General features: G+C 69.2%; 15 protein-coding genes. 9 read left to right on the forward strand and 6 right to left on the reverse strand.

Annotated elements, in window-relative coordinates; genetic code table 11:
- Nucleotides 1-4: 4 nt before the first annotated feature.
- Together ispG and ACZ5IQ_RS12290 are read left to right on the forward strand one after the other, a co-directional pair.
- On the forward strand, nucleotides 5-1,171 hold the full coding sequence (ispG, locus tag ACZ5IQ_RS12285) for a flavodoxin-dependent (E)-4-hydroxy-3-methylbut-2-enyl-diphosphate synthase (RefSeq protein ID WP_061009581.1): 1,167 nt from the start codon (nucleotides 5-7) through the stop codon (nucleotides 1,169-1,171).
- 72 nt (nucleotides 1,172-1,243) lie between these two features.
- Nucleotides 1,244-2,098, forward strand: a complete 855-nt coding sequence (locus ACZ5IQ_RS12290; protein ID WP_061001102.1) for a GNAT family N-acetyltransferase — start codon at nucleotides 1,244-1,246, stop codon at nucleotides 2,096-2,098.
- Here ACZ5IQ_RS12290 and ACZ5IQ_RS12295 read toward each other — a convergent pair.
- Both ACZ5IQ_RS12295 and ACZ5IQ_RS12300 read right to left on the reverse strand, forming a co-directional pair.
- Nucleotides 2,074-3,060: a DMT family transporter gene (locus ACZ5IQ_RS12295; RefSeq protein ID WP_407665082.1), complete on the reverse strand. Its 987-nt coding sequence runs from the start codon at nucleotides 3,058-3,060 to the stop codon at nucleotides 2,074-2,076. The genes ACZ5IQ_RS12290 and ACZ5IQ_RS12295 overlap by 25 nt on opposite strands.
- A 64-nt stretch (nucleotides 3,061-3,124) precedes the next feature.
- On the reverse strand, nucleotides 3,125-4,537 hold the full coding sequence (locus ACZ5IQ_RS12300) for an aminotransferase-like domain-containing protein (RefSeq protein WP_138248871.1): 1,413 nt from the start codon (nucleotides 4,535-4,537) through the stop codon (nucleotides 3,125-3,127).
- A 247-nt stretch (nucleotides 4,538-4,784) separates the two neighbouring features.
- On the opposite strand from ACZ5IQ_RS12300, the gene ACZ5IQ_RS12305 reads away from it, so the two are divergent.
- The 4 genes from ACZ5IQ_RS12305 to ACZ5IQ_RS12320 are packed head-to-tail and all read left to right on the forward strand — an operon-like array spanning nucleotide 4,785 to nucleotide 9,500.
- A complete protein-coding gene (locus tag ACZ5IQ_RS12305) occupies nucleotides 4,785-6,530 on the forward strand; it encodes a penicillin-binding transpeptidase domain-containing protein (RefSeq protein WP_464481465.1) in 1,746 nt (581 codons plus the stop codon).
- A gap of 13 nt (nucleotides 6,531-6,543) precedes the next feature.
- Nucleotides 6,544-7,125, forward strand: a complete 582-nt coding sequence (locus ACZ5IQ_RS12310; RefSeq protein ID WP_020101980.1) for a DUF1707 SHOCT-like domain-containing protein — start codon at nucleotides 6,544-6,546, stop codon at nucleotides 7,123-7,125.
- A gap of 25 nt (nucleotides 7,126-7,150) precedes the next feature.
- Nucleotides 7,151-8,008: a type I methionyl aminopeptidase gene (gene map, locus ACZ5IQ_RS12315; protein WP_133426004.1), complete on the forward strand. Its 858-nt coding sequence runs from the start codon at nucleotides 7,151-7,153 to the stop codon at nucleotides 8,006-8,008.
- 1 nt (nucleotide 8,009) lies between these two features.
- Nucleotides 8,010-9,500, forward strand: coding sequence for a cobyric acid synthase (locus ACZ5IQ_RS12320; protein WP_133426005.1), 1,491 nt, complete (start codon nucleotides 8,010-8,012; stop codon nucleotides 9,498-9,500).
- On the opposite strand, the gene ACZ5IQ_RS12325 is transcribed toward ACZ5IQ_RS12320, so the two are convergent.
- The 4 genes from ACZ5IQ_RS12325 to ACZ5IQ_RS12340 form a co-directional block, all read right to left on the reverse strand.
- On the reverse strand, nucleotides 9,501-11,081 hold the full coding sequence (locus ACZ5IQ_RS12325; protein ID WP_133426006.1) for an amino acid permease: 1,581 nt from the start codon (nucleotides 11,079-11,081) through the stop codon (nucleotides 9,501-9,503).
- A 103-nt stretch (nucleotides 11,082-11,184) separates the two neighbouring features.
- Nucleotides 11,185-12,114: a TAXI family TRAP transporter solute-binding subunit gene (locus tag ACZ5IQ_RS12330; RefSeq protein WP_133426007.1), complete on the reverse strand. Its 930-nt coding sequence runs from the start codon at nucleotides 12,112-12,114 to the stop codon at nucleotides 11,185-11,187.
- Entirely contained in the window at nucleotides 12,111-13,484 is a 1,374-nt protein-coding gene (locus ACZ5IQ_RS12335; protein WP_464481314.1) for a sensor histidine kinase, read from the reverse strand. The genes ACZ5IQ_RS12330 and ACZ5IQ_RS12335 overlap by 4 nt, the downstream gene beginning before the upstream one ends.
- 1 nt (nucleotide 13,485) lies before the next feature.
- Nucleotides 13,486-14,145 (reverse strand): response regulator transcription factor, encoded by a 660-nt coding sequence (locus ACZ5IQ_RS12340; protein WP_061001804.1) that lies wholly within the window; start codon nucleotides 14,143-14,145, stop codon nucleotides 13,486-13,488.
- A gap of 153 nt (nucleotides 14,146-14,298) precedes the next feature.
- On the opposite strand from ACZ5IQ_RS12340, the gene ACZ5IQ_RS12345 reads away from it, so the two are divergent.
- From ACZ5IQ_RS12345 to ACZ5IQ_RS12355, 3 genes are all read left to right on the forward strand, one after another.
- Nucleotides 14,299-14,550, forward strand: a complete 252-nt coding sequence (locus ACZ5IQ_RS12345) for a hypothetical protein (RefSeq protein WP_133426009.1) — start codon at nucleotides 14,299-14,301, stop codon at nucleotides 14,548-14,550.
- Between the two features lie 410 nt (nucleotides 14,551-14,960).
- Nucleotides 14,961-15,497 (forward strand): alpha/beta hydrolase, encoded by a 537-nt coding sequence (locus ACZ5IQ_RS12350; RefSeq protein ID WP_464481466.1) that lies wholly within the window; start codon nucleotides 14,961-14,963, stop codon nucleotides 15,495-15,497.
- 40 nt (nucleotides 15,498-15,537) lie between these two features.
- The gene (locus ACZ5IQ_RS12355) at nucleotides 15,538-18,774 is read left to right on the forward strand and encodes a DEAD/DEAH box helicase (RefSeq protein ID WP_464481315.1); all 3,237 of its coding nucleotides are present in this window, start codon (nucleotides 15,538-15,540) and stop codon (nucleotides 18,772-18,774) included.
- Nucleotides 18,775-18,776: the final 2 nt, after the last annotated feature.

An 18,776-nucleotide genomic window follows, 5' to 3' on the forward strand; every position in this document is an offset into this window, starting at 1 on the left:
CGTGATGACCTCCATCGGTTTGGGCATGCCGGGCGTCGGCAGCGAGCCGCCGGCCCCGCCGACCCTCGCGCCGCGCCGTAAGACCCGTCAGCTGATGGTGCGCGACGTCGGCGTCGGCAGCGACTACCCGATCGCGGTGCAGTCGATGTGCACCACGAAGACCCACGACGTGAACGCCACCTTGCAGCAGATCGCCGAGTTGACGGCGTCGGGTTGCGACATCGTGCGCGTGGCCTGTCCGCGGCAGGAAGACGCCGACGCGCTGGCCGAGATCGCCCGGCACAGCCAGATCCCGGTGATCGCCGACATCCACTTCCAGCCCAAGTACATCTTCGCGGCCATCGATGCCGGCTGCGCCGCCGTGCGCGTGAACCCGGGCAACATCAAGGAGTTCGACGGCCGGGTCAAGGAGGTCGCCAAGGCCGCCGGTGCCGCCGGCATCCCGATCCGCATCGGTGTCAACGCCGGCTCGCTCGACCCGCGGCTGCTCGAGAAGTACGGCAAGGCCACGCCGGAGGCGCTCGTCGAGTCGGCGCTGTGGGAGGCCTCGCTGTTCGAGGAGCACGGCTTCGGCGACATCAAGATCAGCGTCAAGCACAACGACCCCGTGATCATGGTGGAGGCCTACCGTCAGCTGGCCGCCAAGTGTGACTACCCGCTGCACCTCGGCGTGACCGAGGCCGGTCCGGCGTTCCAGGGGACGATCAAGAGCGCCGTCGCGTTCGGTGCGCTGCTGAGCGAGGGCATCGGCGACACCATCCGCGTGTCCCTGTCCGCGCCGCCGGTCGAAGAGGTCAAGGTCGGCAACCAGATTCTGGAGTCGCTGAACCTGCGGCCACGCGGCCTGGAGATCGTGTCGTGCCCGTCGTGCGGCCGCGCCCAGGTGGACGTCTACAAGTTGGCGAACGCGGTGTCGGCAGGCCTCGACGGGCTCGACGTGCCGCTGCGCGTCGCGGTGATGGGCTGCGTCGTCAACGGGCCGGGTGAGGCGCGCGAGGCCGACCTCGGCGTGGCGTCCGGCAACGGTAAGGGCCAGATTTTCGTGCGCGGTGAGGTGATCAAGACCGTGCCCGAGTCGCAGATCGTCGAGACCCTGATCGAAGAGGCGATGCGAATCGCCGCCGAGTCGGGAACCGATGCGAGCGGTTCGCCCGTCGTAACCGTAAGCTGAGCACAGTCTTGTGATCGCGGTCACGGGCAGACGCAAATAGCAAACCAGGTCACACTCGCAGAAGGTCGGTGAATGTCGGCACCTCCGCTGTTCCGGATCGCAGATGCGCGCCGGATATCAGTGGTGCGCGAGGTTGCCCAGGTGCAGCAGGTCTTCGACGAGGACCCGGTCGGCACCTGCATGGTCGCCGCGCGCGTGGGCGACCACGGCCTCGATCCGGTGGCCATCGGCGGCGAGCTGTGGACCCGTAGCCAGCCCACCGAGTCGCTGTGCTTCGCCGGGGTGAATCTGATCCCGATGCGGGGCACCGCGGCCGACATGATGGTGTTCGCCGACAAGGTGATGAGCGCGCCGCGGCGGTGTTCGTCGCTGGTGGGGCGCGCCGAGCTGGTGCTGCCGATGTGGCAGCAGCTGGCCCAGGTGTGGGGCCCGGCCCGCGAGGTCCGGGACTGCCAGCCGCTGCTGACGCTGTCCGACGCTCCGCAGTGCCCGGTCGATCCCGCCGTGCGTCCGGTCCGGATGGACGAGTTGGACGCGTATGTCGTTGCGGCAGTGGACATGTTCATCGGCGAGGTGGGAGTCGACCCGCGGATGGGCGACGGCGGCCGCGGCTACCGCAGGCGGCTGGCGGGGCTGATCGCCGCGGGCCGCGCCTGGGCACGGTTCGAGGACGGCCAGGTCGTGTTCAAGGCGGAGATCGGCGCCCAGACGTCGCGGGTCGGTCAGATCCAGGGTGTGTGGGTACACCCGGACTGGCGTGGCCGCGGTCTCGGTGCCGCCGGCACCGCGGCGTTGGCGGCGGCGGTGCTGCGCAGCGGCCGGACCGCCAGCCTCTACGTCAACGACTTCAACGCCCCGGCCCGGGCGATCTACCGGCGTATCGGGTTCGGTCAGCTGGGCACCTACGCCACCGTGCTGCTGGACTGACGCGCATCCGCGTGCGGTGATGCCGCTGGTTCGGTTGCCCCGGGATTGCCGGTTCGTGAGCGGACCGCCGAGAGCGCGCAGACGACGACGGCGCCGCCACCAAGGACCGTCGGCCAGGTGAGCCGTTCGTGGAGGAGCAGCGCTGCCCAGAGGATGCTCAGCACCGGCTGCGTCAGTTGGGTTTGGCTGACCTGTGCCATGGGTCCGATCGCCAGTCCGCGGTACCACGCGAAGAATCCGAGAAACATGCTGACCGCGGCGAGGTAGGCGAACGACGCCCATTCCGTCGGGCCCGCGACGGGCGGACCCGTGGCCACCGACACCGCGGTGAGCGCGACCATGAGCGGGGACGCAGCCACCAGGGCCCACGAAATCGTCTGCCACGCACCGAGTTCGCGAGTCAACAGACCACCCTCGGCGTAGCCGACCGCCGCGGCCACCACCGCGCCGATCAGCAGCAGATCCGAGATGTGCAACGTCCCCAGGCCGTCGCCCTGCAAGCCGGCGAAGGCGACGGCGGCGACCGCGCCGAGCGCTGCCGCGAACCAGAAGCGGCTCGGCGGACGTTCCCCGGTGCGCAGTACCGAGACGACGGCCGTTGCCGCGGGCAACAGCGCGATGACGACGGCACTGTGCGCGGCGGACGTGGTGGTCAGCGCATACGTCGTCAGCAGCGGAAAGCCGATCACCACGCCGCCGGCCACGATCAGCAGACGTCCCCACTCGACACCGCGGGGCAGCCGCTGCCGGGTGACGGCGAGGGCTCCGGCGGCCAGCAGCGCGGCGACGACAGCTCGACCCGAGCCGACGAACAACGGAGACATGGCCCCGTGCTGCACGGCGATGCGGGTCAGGGGGACGGTGAACGAGAATGCGAGGACACCCAGCATGCCCCAGGCAAAGCCGGAGTTCGCGGATAGCGGTTCCAGCCGATTATGGATAGCGCTACTTTGTACTTTCACATTTGACGATGGCAGTAGCGCCCGGGCGTGAGCCATTGAAATTTGGGCCGCCGGGGCCGCGGCGTCAGGTCAACTGAGCGGCCAAAGCCTGCCCGAGCACGCGCACGCCATCGGCGAAGCGCGCGGGATCCGCGCCGGCGTAGCTGAGTCGCGTGTGGTTTCCGACCGGTTCGGCCGGAAACCACTCGATGCCATCGGGGATGAGGAGGTCGGCGCCGGCGCAATCGCGTACCAGTCGGTCCAACTCCACGTCGTCGGGCAGCCGGACCCAGAGATACAGGCCGCCTGCGGGAAGGTGGTCCACGACGGCTTGTGGTGCGTATTCGGCCAGGCAGTGCGCAAGCAGATCGCGGCGCTCCCGCAACTGCCGGCGCAGGCTGCGGAGATGCGTTCGCCATGCCGGCTGCAGGACGACGTCCAGGGCGGCCGACTGCAGAACGCCACTCACGTACATGGACTCGGCGGCCCGGTCCGCCAGGATCCGGTCGCGCACCGGGCCGCGGGCGATCACCGCACCCACCCGCACCGCCGGTGACATGCTCTTGGTCAGCGACCGCAGATACACCACATGCCCGACGTCGTCGTACGCCGCCAAGGGCAATGGGGTGCTGTCGATGCCGAAGTCGTGGGCCCAGTCGTCCTCGACGAGGAAGGCGCCGTGCTCTCGCACCACCGCCAGGATTTGTTCGCGCCGGGCCGGAGACCATTGCGCACCAGTCGGATTCGCGAAGTTCGGTTGTGCGTAGAACACGCGCGCACCCGTCTCCGTGAAAGCCCGGGCCAGGTCGTCGGGGTCAGGGCCGTCGCTGTCGCCGGTGACCGGGGCTGTTCGCACGCCGGCGTGTGCCGCCGCCAGGATCGCGCCCCAGTACGTCGGCGATTCCATGATCAAGGGCTGTCCGGGTCCGACCAGCGCGCGGAAGATGGAACTCAGCCCACTTTGCGTACCGGGGACGACGATGACATCGCGCGGCGCGGGCGCGGCGACTCCGGCCGGCGTCACCGCGGCCAACTCGTTGGCGAACCACGTCTGCAACGCCGGCAGTCCCGTGACGGGGGACCTGGTCATCGCGGTATCGGCGCGCGCGGCGCGAGCCAGCGCGGTCCGCACGGCGCGGTCGGGGAGCAGGTCGACGGCGGGGAAGCCGGAGTGCAGCCCGATCGCGTCCTGGGTGATGTCGCGCAACGCGGTGGGCAGGCTCGGGGTCCGGGCATTGGCGCTTCGCAGGGCGCCGGCCTGCCAATTGACATTCAACGGGCGCGCGGCGCGAGCGCCCCTGACGAAGCTGCCGGCGCCGGGCCGGCTTTCGACCAGGCCGAGGCCGATCAACGTCTGCATGGCCCGCTGCACCGTCACCGGGCTGGCCTCATACCGGGCCACGAGTGTGCGGCTCGACGGGAGTTGCGTGCCCGGCGCGGCATCGCGGATCCAGGTCCGCAGGTCGGCGACGATCCGGTCAGCGCTGCTGTGCCCCATCGCGGAATGGTAGCGCTTTCCTGGGACATCGTTTCGCTCGTCGCGCTGCCGGCCGGCTGATCGACTGCGTCCCCGGGCCGATGCCGTCCCAGGGTCGACGGATCTCACAAAACTGTCACGGTTGCGTCTCGGTGTGCCTCCGTGCCGCGCGCTGGTCACACTTCTAACATCAGCCCCAATGGCAACGCACACATCATCCGTTTCACGCTCGGCCGCGTTGTTGTCGGTGGTGGCGGTCGCAGGAGCGATGACGGCCTGCACCCCGAAACCCAACGGCCCCGAGCCCACCGCGCAGGCGTTCTTCGCCGCGCTCGGCCGCGGCGACACCGGCGCCGCCGCCGAGCTGGCCGACAAGCCCAACGATGCCCGCACCGCGATCAATCAGGCCTGGTCGGGTCTGCAGGCGACGAAGCTCGACGCGCAGGTGCTCGGCTCCAAGTACACCCAGGACACCGGCAAGATCACCTACCGGTACACCTGGCATCTGCCCAAGGACCGCACCTGGGCCTACACCGGGCAGCTCAACATGATCCGGCAGGACGGCCGGTGGCAAGTCCGTTGGGGCAGCACGGATCTGCATCCCAATCTGGGGGAGCACCAGAGCTTCCAGCTGCGCGCCGACCAGCCGATCCGTGCCTCCGTCAACGAACTCGGCGGCACGAACGTTCTGGTACCGGGGTACCACTACAACTACGCGCTGAACGCGCGTTCCGCGGCGGGCGAGCTGATGCGGACCTCCCGCGTGGTCGCCGATGTCCTGCGGCAGTTCGACAACACCATGGACGCCCAGCGGCTCGCCGAACAGGCCAGCTCGTCGACCGGGCCGCTGAACCTGATCACCCTGCGCCGCGAGGACAACGACAAGGTCTCGGGTGCGCTCGGCCACCTGCCGGGCGTGGTGATCACCCCGCAGCCGGAGATGGTGCCCACCGATCCGCGGTTCGCGCCGGCCATCGTCACCGAGGTCAAGAAGCAGGTGGCCGATCAGCTGGTCGGCCAGCCCGGCTGGCGCGTCGTCAGCGTCAACCAGAACGGCGCCGACATCGACGTGCTGAACGAGGTACCGGGTAAGCCGGCCCCGTCGATCACCATCAGCCTGGACCGCAACGTGCAGAACGCCGCCCAGGATGCGGTGAACATGGTGGGCCGCAAGGCGATGATCGTCGCGATCAAGCCGTCGACCGGCGAAATCCTGGCGGTGGCCCAGAACGCGGCAGCCGACGCCGACGGCCCGACCGCCACCATGGGCCTGTACCCGCCCGGGTCGACGTTCAAGATGGTCACCGCCGGTGCCGCCATCGAATCGGACATGGCCGGACCCAACACCCTGCTCGGGTGCCCCGGCACCATCGACATCGGGCACCGGACCATCCCCAACTACGACCGGTTCGATCTGGGGGTGGTGCCGATGTCGCGAGCCTTCGCGAACTCGTGCAACACCACCTTCGCCGAGCTCGCCAGCCGGATGGCGCCGCGGGCTCTGACCAACGCGGCGGCCCAGTACGGCATCGGCGCCGATTACCAGGTCGCCGGCATCGACACCGTCACCGGAAAGGTGCCGCCCACGGTGAACCTGGCGGAGCGCACCGAGGACGGCTTCGGGCAGGGCAAGGTCGTGGTGAGCCCGTTCGGGATGGCGCTCGCGGCTGCCACCGTCGCGGCCGGCAAGACGCCGCTCCCACAGCTCATCGAGGGCCGCCCGACAACGGTGTCCGGCAACACCGCGCCGATCAGCCCGAAGATGGTCGACGGCCTGCGGCCCATGATGCAGCTGGTGGTGACCAGCGGTACGGCCAAGGATCTGCACGCCAGCGGCGACGTTCGCGGAAAGACCGGTGAAGCCGAATTCTCGGGTGGCTCACATGCCTGGTTCGCCGGCTACCGTGGCGACATGGCCTTCGCGGCCCTGATCGTGGGCGGCGGCGGGTCGGAGACCGCGGTGCGCATGTGCCGGGACATGTTCAAGGGACTGCCGCCGGATTATCTGGCCTGAGTAACCTGTTTGGGTGACCAACAGCGACGAGATCGCGGTCCTGCGCGTCTCCGACGCCGACCGCAACGGCACGCTCCGGCGGCTGCACAACGCGGTGGCCCTGGGGCTCATCGACATGGACGAGTTCTCCGAGCGGTCCGCGCTGGTCGCCCTCGCCCGGCAGCAGGCCGAGCTGGCCGTCCTGGTCGGCGACCTGCCCGCGCCCAACGCGATCGTGACGGGCTCGGCCGACCGCGTCGAGCTGCGCGGTGTCATGGGGTCGCTCAAGCGGCAGGGTGAGTGGGTCGTCCCGACCCGGCTCGCGCTGGTCCGCCGCGTCGGCTCCATCGACCTGGATCTGACGCGGGCCCGGTTCGGCGGGCCGATCGTGGTCATCGAACTCGATCTCAAGTTCAGCTCGCTGGACCTTCGGCTGCCCGACGGCGCCAGCGCCTCCATCGACGACGTCGAGGTGGCCGTCGGCAGTGCCACCGACCACCGCAAGGACGCGCCCGCCGACGGCACTCCGCACGTCATCCTGACCGGGCGGGTGGTCTTCGGTTCGGTCGACATCCGCGGACCGCGCCGGACCTGGTTCGGCCGCGGCGACCGCTAACTGCGGCGCCCGTTAAGCTGGGATGATGTCAGTTCGTACCGCGCTTCGCCCCGGCGAGGTGTCTCCGACCCTGCCGGTGCCCAAGTCGATCCCGCGTCCGGAGTACGCGTGGAAGCCGACGGTGCGCGAAGGCAGCGAGCCCTGGGTGCAGACCCCTGAGGTGATCGAGAAGATGCGCGTCGCCGGCCGCATCGCAGCGCAGGCGCTCGCCGAGGCCGGCAAGGCCGTCGCACCCGGCGTCACGACCGATCACCTGGACAGGGTGGCGCACGAGTACATGCTCGACCACGGCGCCTACCCGTCGACGCTGGGCTACAAGGGTTTTCCCAAGTCCTGCTGCACCTCGCTGAACGAGATCATCTGCCACGGCATCCCCGACTCGACGGTCATCGAGGACGGTGACATCGTCAACATCGACGTCACCGCCTACAAGGACGGCGTGCACGGCGACACCAATGCCACCTTCCTGGCGGGGGACGTGTCGGAGGAGCATCGGCTGCTGGTCGAGCGCACCCACGAAGCCACCATGCGGGCCATCAAGGCCGTCAAGCCGGGACGGCAGCTGTCGGTCGTCGGCCGGGTCATCGAGTCGTACGCAAACCGGTTCGGCTACAACGTGGTTCGCGACTTCACCGGGCACGGCATCGGCGAGACCTTCCACAACGGCCTGATCGTGCTGCACTACGACAAGCCCGAGGTCGAGACCGTCCTGGAGCCGGGCATGACCTTCACCATCGAGCCGATGATCAACCTCGGCTCGCTGGACTACGAGATCTGGGACGACGACTGGACCGTCGCGACCGTGGACAAGAAGTGGACGGCGCAGTTCGAGCACACCCTCGTGGTGACCGACGACGGCGCCGAAATCCTGACCCTGCCCTGACGTGACCGGCGGGGCGCTGCTGGTCGCCGGGACGACGTCGGACGCCGGCAAGTCGATGGTGGTGGCCGGCCTGTGCCGGCTGCTGGCGCGCAAGGGCGTGCGGGTCGCGCCGTTCAAGGCGCAGAACATGTCCAACAACTCGGCCGTCACGGTCGAGGGCGGCGAGATCGGCCGGGCCCAGGCGATGCAGGCCCGTGCCGCCGGATTGGCGCCGAGCGTGCGGTTCAACCCGATCCTGCTCAAACCCGGCGGGGACCGGACGTCGCAGCTCGTGGTGCGTGGCGTCGTCTCCGGCACGGTGGCAGCGGGGGACTACTTCACCCGGCGGACCCAGCTGGCCGCCGTCGTGGCCGACGAATTGGCTTCGTTGCGAAGCGAATTCGATGTGGTGATCTGCGAGGGCGCAGGCTCGCCGGCAGAGATCAACCTGCGGGCGACCGACGTGGCCAACATGGGGCTGGCCCGCGCCGCGAACCTGCCGGTGGTCGTCGTCGGCGACATCGACCGGGGCGGGCTGCTGGCGCACCTGTACGGCACCGTGGCGGTGCTCGAGCCCGATGACCAGAAACTGATCGCCGGCTTCCTGGTCAACAAGTTCCGCGGCGATCCGGCGCTGCTGGAACCCGGTCTGCGGCAACTGGAATCGCTCACGGGCCGCCCGACCTACGGCGTGCTCCCGTACTGCGACGACCTGTGGCTCGACGCCGAGGACTCGCTGTCGGTCACGCCGCGCGGACAGCTGGGCCGGCCGGCGGCACCGCGGGGCGCGGAGGCACTGACCGTCGCCGCGGTCCGGTTGCCCCGCATCTCGAACTCCACCGACGTCGAGGCCCTGGCGTGCGAGCCGGGTGTGCACGTCCGCTGGGTCGACACCGCGGCCGAGCTGGCCGGCGCCGACGTGGTGGTGCTGCCGGGCAGTAAGGCGACGGTCTCGGATCTGAATTGGCTGCGCGACCGGGGACTCGCGGAAGCCGTTGTCGCGCATGCCCGGTCGGGCCGCGCGGTGCTGGGCGTCTGCGGCGGGTTCCAGATGCTGTGCTCGACGATCCACGACACCGTCGAGTCCGGCGCGGGCCGGGTGGCCGGTCTGGGTCTGCTCGATGCCGACATCGAGTTCGACGCCGACAAGACTCTGAAGCACTGGGATACCCCGTTGTACGGCTACGAGATTCACCACGGCCGCCTCGCGCGGTGCGCGGAGCCGGACTGGCTGGGGGTCGGCATCCGGCGGGGTCAGGTGTACGGCACCCACTGGCACGGGCTGCTGGACAACGACGCCGTGCGGCGGACCTGGCTCGCCGAGGTGGCGGCCGGTGCCGGCCGCAGTGGGTTCGTGGTGTCCGACGACGTGAACGTCGCGGCCCTGCGCGACGCGCAGCTCGACGTGATGGCCGATCTGCTTGCCGCACATGTGGACATCGGCGCCGTGCTGGGACTGGTCGAATCCGGTGCGCCGGCGCGTCCGGTTATCGCGAGCAGCCTGCTCCCGTGATCAGCTCGGTTCGCCCACGGGCTCCAAGGGGTCGAGCGGCTCCTCGACCTGCTTGATGGGGCCGGTGAACCAGTTCTTCACCGACACGTGCCAGTAGACGTAGAGCAGCAACAGGACGCTACCGACCAGCAACGGCGTGTAGTTCACGAACTTCCACTCGAAACTCGGGTCCCACGGCACCCCGCCGAGGGATGTCGGGAACATCGCGATGACCGAGGTGATCGTGATCTCGGCCAGCGCGACCGGCGCCATCCACCGGTGGTGGCCGCGCAGATTCCAACTGCCCGTTTCGAATTCGTCACCGGCGCGCCAGCGGTAGTAGATCGGCACCGCGAAGCACAGGTACACCCCGACGACCCCGATGGAGACGACGGCGTAGAACGCCACCGGGGTGGGCGTGCCGTTGATGTCGACCTTCACCAGGGCCGGCAGGGTCAGCGCGGCGGCCACGACCGCGGTGATCGTGACGCTGTGTGTCGGCACCCGGTGCTTGTTGACCTCCGACCACCACCGGTGGCCCGGCACCGCGCGGTCGCGGCTGAAGGCGAACAGCATCCGGGATGCGCTGGTCTGGCAGGCGACGGCGCAGAAGAACTGGCCGGCCGTCGAGATGAACAGCACCGCCGTCGCCCAGCCCGAACTCATCGCCTGGTTGAAGATGGCGGCCACGGCGCCGCCGCCCTTGGACACGCCGTCGGCGTCCTGCACCGCAAACAGGAAGGCCAGCAACAGAATCCAGCCGCCGACGGCCGAGTAGAAGATGGACCGCCAGATACCCTTGGCGGCCGCGCCCGCCGCGCTCTTGGTTTCCTCCGACAGGTGGGCCGACGCGTCGTAGCCGGTGATCGTGTACTGCGTGAGGATCACCGAGATCGGCAGCACGACCAACAGCCAGCCCGCGCCCGAGGTGGCGCCGCCGAACATGCCGCTGTTGTTGATCGTCTTGGCGAAGACGTCCGAGAAACTCGCGTGGTGGCTCGGCACGAAGATCAGGATGCCGATGACGGCAGCCGCACCGAAGACGTGCCACCACACCGAGACGTTGTTGATGATCGCCAGCAGGTGGCTGGAGAAGATGTTGATCAGCGCCGAGATACCGAGGATGGCCACGAAGATGACGAATGTCCGGGTGAGGCTGTATCCCGCCAGCCAGTCGGCGCTGAGGGTGCCCAAGGTGAGGTCGATGAACGTCGCGCAGCCGTAGGCGACGGACGCGAGGATTGCCACCAGGCCGATGAGGTTGAGCCAGCCGGCGTAGAAACCGGCCTTTGCGCCGCCGAGTTTGGCTGCCCACCAATAGATTCCGCCGGAGGTGGGAAAGGCTGACACCAGCTCGGACATACAGAGGCCGATGACGAGGATGAACGCCGCGACGATGGGCCAGCCCCAGGCGATCGCGGCCGGTCCGCCGTTGTTCCAGCCCAGCCCGAACGAGGTGAAGCACCCCGAGAGAATGGAGATGATCGAGAACGAGATGGCGAAATTGCTGAAACCGGACCAGGAGCGCTGCAGTTCCTGGCTGTATCCGAGCTTGGCCAGTAGCAGCTCGTCCTCGGTAAGTGCTTCGTGTCCTTCTGGCACTGCGGCCTCCTTAGGCGCCCCCGGATGTTGAAGAACAATATGGCGCGTCCGGGTTTCGCGCTGGCCAACCGGTGCCGGCGTTACGGCGATGTTTCGGCCCCGCTCAGCCGTGCAGGATGCGGTATTGCTCGATCGCCCCGGGGTGCAACGGGGTTCGGCCGGTCTGGATCATCGACGGGGGTTGCAGGTACTGCAGACCGCGAACCTCGGGGGGCATGAGTTGGGTTGCGTCCGTGGCCAATACATCGACGGCGGCGGCCACCAAGGGGTTCGGCAGGCCGGGCTGGCACAGCAACAGATCGGCGGAGCCGATGGTGTACACGTTCGCCGGAACGTAGGCGCCGATCGGCGCGCGCAGCAGCAGGTAGGGGTAGGACGCCAGTTCCGACATCGGCGCGACCCATGGCGTCAGGTCCAGGATGCGCAACGGCAACGTCTTGTCGAGCTCGGCGATGGCGGGCGTCGGGATACCGCCCGACCAGACCAGCGCGTCGATGGTGTGGTTGCCCAACGCGGCCACTGCCTCGTTGAGGCGCATTTCGGTGCGCCGGAGCCGGTCGGTCAGGTTCGCCGCACGAAAGAGCACCGTGGTGACGGCCGCGACGCCGGAGCCGGCCGGTCCCGTTGAAACCGTCAGTCCGGCAAGGTCGTTCACCTGGCGGATGGCGGAGTGGTCGGGGACGACCAGCTGTACGTAGTTCTCGTAGACTCGCGCGACCGCCAGTGGCGCATCGGGAGCCGGCCCGGATCGCAACCGCTGCTCGACCACGTCTGCCTGCGCGAGCGCCATGTCGGCCTGGCCGGACCGCAACAGCTCGAGATTGTCGACGCTGCCTGCGGTGGACATGACGGTGACCGTGATGCCGGGATACCGCACCCGTAGGCGCTCGGCGAAGATTTCGCAGACCGCCAGGTACAGACCACCGCGATCACCCGCGGCCAGCCGGATGGTGCCGCGCGTGCCGTTCGGCAGGCAGGCCGCGACGACCGTCGCGGCCGAGGAGGCGAGGAAAGCGCGCCGGGTCAGGGTCATGACGTGCTCGCCGGTAGCTGATAGCGGACCGCGAGACCGCCGTCGGGGGAGCGGCCAACCGACGCCAATCCACCGTTGGCGGCGGCGATTTCGGTGGCGATGGCCAGACCGAGGCCCGTGCCCTGGCTGTCGTCGTGCCCGCGCCAGAAGCGGTTGGCCGCCTGCGAGACGGCGTCGGCGGGTAGGCCGGGGCCGTTGTCGCTGACGGTGAGATCGATACCGGCGTCGGTGGGCACCGTCGACACGATGACGGTGGTACCCGTACCGGAGTAGCGCAACGCGTTGTCCAGCGCGATGTCCAAGAGCTGCTCCACATCGTGGCGCGGCATCTGGACGGCGAGGTGCGGGTGGGCGGTCTCGAAGCGCAGTCGCTGCTCGTTGGGGTCGGCGGTGGTCTGCCAGAAGTCCAGCCGCTGTTCGACGACACTGTCCAGATCTGTTGAATCATGAACTGCCGCAGCCAGACCGGTGCGGTGGCTGTGACTGGCTTCCTCGGCGCGCGCCAGGCGCAGCAATTGGGCCAGCAGGTTCTCCAGGCGGTCCAGCTCCGCCGACATCGACTCGTAGGTCGGGCGTCCCGAGTCGGCGACGTGGTCCTCCAGGGTGTCGGCCCGCAGCCGCACGGCCGCCAGCGGGTTGCGCAACTGGTGGGAGGCATCGGCGATGAGCCGGCGTTGATGGTCGAGCGAGGCGTGCACGGCCTGTGCCATGGCGTTGAACGCCGACGTGAAGCGCCGCAGCTCAGGCGGTCCCGACACGTGAGCCGGCTGGCCGGCGATGCCGCCGGCCATGTCCTCGACGGCCCGCTCCAGCCCGACCAGCGGCCGCAGCACCCACCGGGTCACGCTCTGCGCGGTGACGGCCGCAACCCCGAGCAACACGATGCAGCCCGCCGCGATCCACAACCAGTCCACGGTGATGTCGTGTGCGGCGGTGGCCGGGTCGACGCCCAGGACCACCGCTCCGACCAGCTCGCCGTTGCGCCGAATTCCCTTGGCCTGCAGCATCGGTCGCCGGTCCCACGGCATGATCCGGCTCCGCGGTGCGGCGGGAGCGTCGGACAGCGCGCGCTCGGCGGCCGTCGTCACCCCGGGATCGGTGACCGACAACCCGGCGGCGGCGAGCGTCCGGCCGTCCGCGTCGACGATCAGCACGCCTTCGCCGTACACCCGGTGGTAACGCTCGACCAGTTCGGTGTCGAGTGCGCCCGCGCTGGCAGCGACGTCGGCCAGCGTCGTCAGTTGCCGCTCGCGTTCGGTGTGCAGCACGTTGGTGCGGTGGTCGGCCAGGCTCAGGGCAAGCGGGATCGCCAACGCCGCCGTCGCGATGAGCAGCAGCGTCATCAGCAGCGCACGAACCCGCAGACCCACGTCAGTGATCCAACCGGTAACCGAAGCCACGCACGGTGTGCAGCGGTATTCCGGCCAGCTTGGACCGAATCTGGCCCACGAAGAAATCCAGGGACCGGGAGCGGCCCACCACCGCGGTGCCCCAGCACTCGAGCATCACCTCTTCACGGCTGACCGCCTCACCCTGACGGGCGGCCAGCGTCGCCAGAATCTGGTACTCGGTCTTGGTCAGCGCCTGCGCCTGTCCGGCCACGGTGACCTCGTGCCGGTCGCGATCGATGGTCACCGGCCCGGCCACCACGGGCGGGCGCGCGACGGGACCCGTGCCACGCTGCACGCGTCGCATGACGGCCTCGATCCGGGCCAGCAGCACCGCCTTTCGGACGGGCTTGACCAGGTAGTCGTCGGCCCCGGCGCGCAGCCCCAGCACCACGGCGCCGTCGCTGTCGCGTGCCGTCATGATGATGACCGGTGCGGTCGACGCCCGGCGCAGCGTGCGCAGCACGTCCAGCCCGTCCATGTCGGGCAGGCCCAAATCCAGTAACACGAGGTCGCAGCCCTTGACGCGATTGAGTGCGTCGTCGCCACGAGTGGTGTGGGTGACGGTGAGCCCGGTCTGTTCCAGCAGCTCGACGAGCGCAGCGGCGACCCCCTGGTCATCCTCGACGAGCAGCACGCGCATGGGCCGATGGTAGGGCGCGTGCTGGGCGGACCCGCTGATTTCGCGCCGAATCTGAGGATCGTGCAAGGAAAGACCCGGCGCGGGCCGCGGAGTCTTCCGGTGGACCCGGCGCGCGGAAACCATGTGCTCATCAACAGGCACGAGGAGGTCACGATGTACGCGAACACCCATTTCTCCCGGGCGGCGGTCTCCGTCGTGGCAGGTGCCCTGATCGCCATCGGCGCCCACGGGTCTGCCTGGAGCACAACTGGATTCATGCCCGCGGCGGATGCCGTGGCGACCGGTCATTCCTGCGACGTCGTGGTCGTGGCGAACACGCTGTGTCAGAGCGGGCAGCACCGGCACGGCACGGCGCCCACGGTCGGCCGGGCCTACCTCGACCTGAACCCGCGGCCGACGGCCTGAGTGACGAGCGGACGGAGCAGATCATGAACGTGGCACTCGCAAGCAGCGCGGCTCGGCTGGCAGCCGTCGCAAACCAGGACTCCTCGTGGATCCCGATGGTCGTGTGCTTCGCGGTCGTGGGCATCATCGTCGGCATGGCGATCCTGATGGGCCGGCGACAGCCCGCCGCCGCGCGGGGACAGGCCGGCGCGCGGGCGCGGCCGGCGCCTACGGCTACGGCTACGCCGGCTCCGATGGCGGCGGCTGGGACGCCGGCGGGTCCGCGTGCTCGGACGGCGGTGGCTCGAGTGGCTGCTGCGGCGGCGGAGGTTGCGGTGGCGGCGGGTGCGGGGGCGGCGGTGGCTGCGGCGGTGGTGGCGGCTGCTGAATATCGGTACCGGCGGTCCGGTGGTGTTCGCTACGGTGGCGTCATGCCAATCATCCCGACCGTCGACGGTTTCGGCGCCACCGTCGACGTGTCTGGCCCCGACGCCGCCACGACAGTCGTCATGCTCACGACCAAGCCGGCGACGGGCGCCCTGTGCGAATTGCTGCACACCGCATCGCTACGCACCGTGGTGATCGAGGCCGACGACCGGCTGACCGTGAATTCGGTTGTCGGCATTCTGGATACGCTCGGGGTGAAGTGGGCACTGTTGTTCGCCGACGGCGGTGCGGGAGAGCTGGCCTGGCGGCTGGCGGCCACCCGACTGGACCGGTTCACCGCCCTGGTGGCCATCGACGGCAGCCATCCGCGCGCCGCCGGGGACGCGGGCGACGGGTGCCCGCCGGTCGAGATCAACACCACCGTCGTTGTAACCAGCGCCGATGCCCGCGCGCGGGCGCAGGCCGGGCAACGGTTCATCTATGGCGAATTCCGGATGTCCGAGCTCATGGGCCGGCGCAGTGCCGAGGAGTTCACGGCCCAGGTGGCCAACGAGATCGTGCTGCGTAGCAGTACCTGGTGACCGGCCGGCCACTGTCGGTCCCGGCCGTTATCGTGACGACATGGAAGGCACGGACTCGACGGCCGGGCTAGCGCTCGCGCCACACGAGTTGCTTCGTGCCTTCAACGCACAGACCCTGGCCCGCGGCGAGACCTATGCGAACCAGGGGCGCGTGGTCGCCGCCAGGTACGACCGGGTCGACGGCACGCTCACCGGCTCGTGCCTGGGTTCGAAGTCCGAGTACTACGACGTCGAAGTGGCGTTGTCGGGTCCCCGCACCGGCCTGGAGATCGAGTACACCGTCTGCACCTGCCCGGTGGGGCGGTACTGCAAGCATGCGGTGGCCCTGCTGTTGGCGGCCGTCCCGAGCGCACCCGACCGCGCGGCCCCACAACGCTGGCAGGTGGTGCTGGGTTCGCTGCTCGACGAGATGACCGGCGCCGACACCGACACCGGCGGCAAGCCGCTGGCCCTGGAGTTCGGGATGCTGCCGGCGGGCCGGTACCACACGACGCCGATCGCGACGCTCCGGGCGCTGACGGTCGGCAAGCGCGGAAACTGGATCAAGAGCGGCATCAACTGGCGGCGCCTGTTCGACACGGCCGATCCGGGGGAGTTCGACCGGGACCAGTACAGCGCGCTGCGGGCATTGGTGCTCGCGGTGCCCGGTTACTATCCGTACAGCAGCGACCAGTTGGTGCTTTCGGCTGTGGGACAGAGCTTTTGGGCCGATCTGGACCAGGCTGTGGAGGCCGGCGTCACGCTGCTTCCCGGCGCGCAGATCCGGGCCGTGGAGTTCGCCAAGGACGTTCGGCTGCGGCTGGACTTCGCGGTATCCGACACCGGCGGCGCGCAGATGTCGACGGTGCTCGTCGTCGATGGCGAACCGCGGTCGCCCCAGGGCATCGGGCTGGTGGGCACCCCGACGCCGCACGGCTTCCACCAATTGGTGGACGGCATCCTGCATCTCGGCGCCTTCGCACCGGCGCCCGGTCCCACGCTGCTCCGGCTGATCGCCGGCGGCGAGAAAGTACAGATCCCGCCCGAGGCGCTGTCCGAGTTCGCGGTCGACGTGCTGCCGCGGCTGCGCCGGACGGTGGCCGTCGACATGCCCGAGGGGCTGTTCGCCGAACCGGACATCGTGGGGCCGTTGCCCGTCCTGAGCATCACGGCCGGCGAGGTCGACGGCCACGTGAAGTGGCGCACCCGCTACGAGGTGAACGGGCAGCGTCAGGAGTTCGACGCGGTGGGCGTCACGCGCACGAGCGGTATCCGGGACAACGCCGCCGAGGACGCGATGTGGCGGGCGATCGCGCCGGCGCTGGAACTGATCTCGGGTCTGTCGGCGACGGACGATCCGCTGGCCTCGCTGCTGCTGTCGCGCCGGCTGTCCCTGCCCCAGATCGCGGTGTTGTGCCACGAGGTGCTGCCGCAGCTCGCCGGGTACGAACAGCTCATCGTGGAGATCGATGAGCGGGCCGCGGCATTCCGGCGCTCGGTCGCCGGCGCGCAACTCGGATTCGGCACCGCGTCCTCCGACGAGGCGCCGGCGCAGGACTGGTTCGACCTGCACATCACCATCGACGTCGACGGCCACCCCGTGGCGCTGTCTGCCGTCATCGCCGAACTGGCCCTCGGCGCCACCCACATGCTGCTGTCGAACGGGGTCTACTTCCGGCTCGACACCCCCGAGCTGCTCAAGTTGCGCTCGCTGATCGACGAAGCCCAGGCGCTGGGCGAGCTCGACGGCGACCGGGTGAATGCGGCATCGCTCAACGCGACGTTGTGGGACGAGCTGCTGGGCCTCGGCGTCGTCGACCGGGAACTGGCGCAGTGGCGCGACAACATGGCCCGGCTGGCCGCGGCACAGCCGCCCGTTGCCGTGCCCACGCCCGCCGGACTGCAGGCCGAGCTGCGCGACTACCAGCGCGACGGGCTCAACTGGCTGGCGTTCCTGTGGGACAGCGGACTGGGCGGGGTGCTGGGCGACGACATGGGGCTCGGCAAGACGGTCCAGACCCTGGCCCTGATCAGCCGCGCCGTCGAGCAGGGTGCGGGCAAGTTTCTCGTCGTGGCACCGACCAGCGTGGCCTCCAACTGGGCCGCCGAGTGTGCGAAGTTCGCACCGGGACTCACGACCGTCGTCGTGTCGAGTACCGAAGCCCGCGGCGCGGTGCCCATCGCCGAGCAGGTCGCCGCGGCCGACATCGTCGTCACGACCTACACGCTGCTGCGGATCGACAACGACAAGTACCGCGAAATCGCCTGGGCCGGAATGATTCTCGACGAGGCGCAGTTCGTGAAGAATCACCACAGCAAGACGCACCAGTGTGCGCGTCGCCTCGATGCGCCGTTCAAACTGGCCATCACCGGCACTCCGATGGAGAACAACCTGATGGAGCTGTGGTCGCTGCTGTCGATCACGGTGCCGGGCCTGTTTCCCAGCCCGAAGATTTTCGAACGCTACTTCCGCAAGCCCATCGAGTCCGACGGCGAGCCCGGCCGCCTGGCGCTGCTGCGGCGCCGCATCAAGCCGGTGTTGTTGCGCCGCACCAAGGATCAGGTCGTCAAGGAGCTGCCGCCCAAACAGGAGCAGATGCTGGCCATCGAGTTGTCGGCCAAACACCGCAGGATCTACGACACCCGGCTGGCGCGTGAGCGGCAGAAGGTGCTCGGCCTGCTGGGGGAGTGGGAGAAGAACCGCTTCCAGATCTTCCGGTCTCTCACCCTGCTGCGGCAGCTCAGCCTGCATCCCGGCCTCGTCGATCCCGAGACCATGGAGGCCGGGTCCACCAAGGTGGACTTCCTGATCGAACAACTGGACCAACTGGTCGCCGAGGATCACAGCGCGCTGGTGTTCAGTCAGTTCACCGGTTTTCTGGCGATCCTGCGCGACCGTTTGGACGCGGCCGGGATCGGGTACAGCTATCTGGACGGCTCGGTGGACGCGCGGGGCCGGGCGCAGGCCATCGACGACTTCAGCGGCGGGCGGACCAAGGTGTTCCTGATCAGTCTGAAAGCCGGTGGTTTCGGACTCAATCTCACCGCGGCCGACTACTGCTTCCTGTGCGACCCGTGGTGGAGCCCGGCCGCCGAAGCGCAGGCCGTCGACCGGGCGCACCGCATCGGTCAGCAGCGGCCGGTGAACGTCTACCGGCTGGTCTCCGAGAACACGATCGAGGAGAAGGTCATCGCGCTGCAGGAGCGCAAGCGCGCGCTGTTCGCCGCGGTGATCGACGACGGCGACATGTTCGGCACCGCAATCACCGCCTCCGACATTCGCGAACTATTGCGCTGAAT

The organism is Mycobacterium toneyamaense (assembly GCF_055384815.1).

What these genes read in the sequence shown, in the direction of transcription:
- ACZ5IQ_RS12350 (WP_464481466.1), top strand. Translation starts at nt 14,961, where the DNA reads ATGCCAATCATCCCGACCGTCGACGGTTTCGGCGCCACCGTCGACGTG.
- ACZ5IQ_RS12305 (WP_464481465.1), top strand. Translation starts at nt 4,785, where the DNA reads ATGACGGCCTGCACCCCGAAACCCAACGGCCCCGAGCCCACCGCGCAG.
- ACZ5IQ_RS12345 (WP_133426009.1), top strand. Translation starts at nt 14,299, where the DNA reads ATGTACGCGAACACCCATTTCTCCCGGGCGGCGGTCTCCGTCGTGGCA.
- ACZ5IQ_RS12355 (WP_464481315.1), top strand. Translation starts at nt 15,538, where the DNA reads ATGGAAGGCACGGACTCGACGGCCGGGCTAGCGCTCGCGCCACACGAG.
- ispG (WP_061009581.1), top strand. Translation starts at nt 5, where the DNA reads ATGACCTCCATCGGTTTGGGCATGCCGGGCGTCGGCAGCGAGCCGCCG.
- ACZ5IQ_RS12330 (WP_133426007.1), bottom strand. Translation starts at nt 12,114, where the DNA reads ATGACCCTGACCCGGCGCGCTTTCCTCGCCTCCTCGGCCGCGACGGTC.
- ACZ5IQ_RS12290 (WP_061001102.1), top strand. Translation starts at nt 1,244, where the DNA reads ATGTCGGCACCTCCGCTGTTCCGGATCGCAGATGCGCGCCGGATATCA.
- map (WP_133426004.1), top strand. Translation starts at nt 7,151, where the DNA reads ATGTCAGTTCGTACCGCGCTTCGCCCCGGCGAGGTGTCTCCGACCCTG.
- ACZ5IQ_RS12340 (WP_061001804.1), bottom strand. Translation starts at nt 14,145, where the DNA reads ATGCGCGTGCTGCTCGTCGAGGATGACCAGGGGGTCGCCGCTGCGCTC.
- ACZ5IQ_RS12300 (WP_138248871.1), bottom strand. Translation starts at nt 4,537, where the DNA reads ATGGGGCACAGCAGCGCTGACCGGATCGTCGCCGACCTGCGGACCTGG.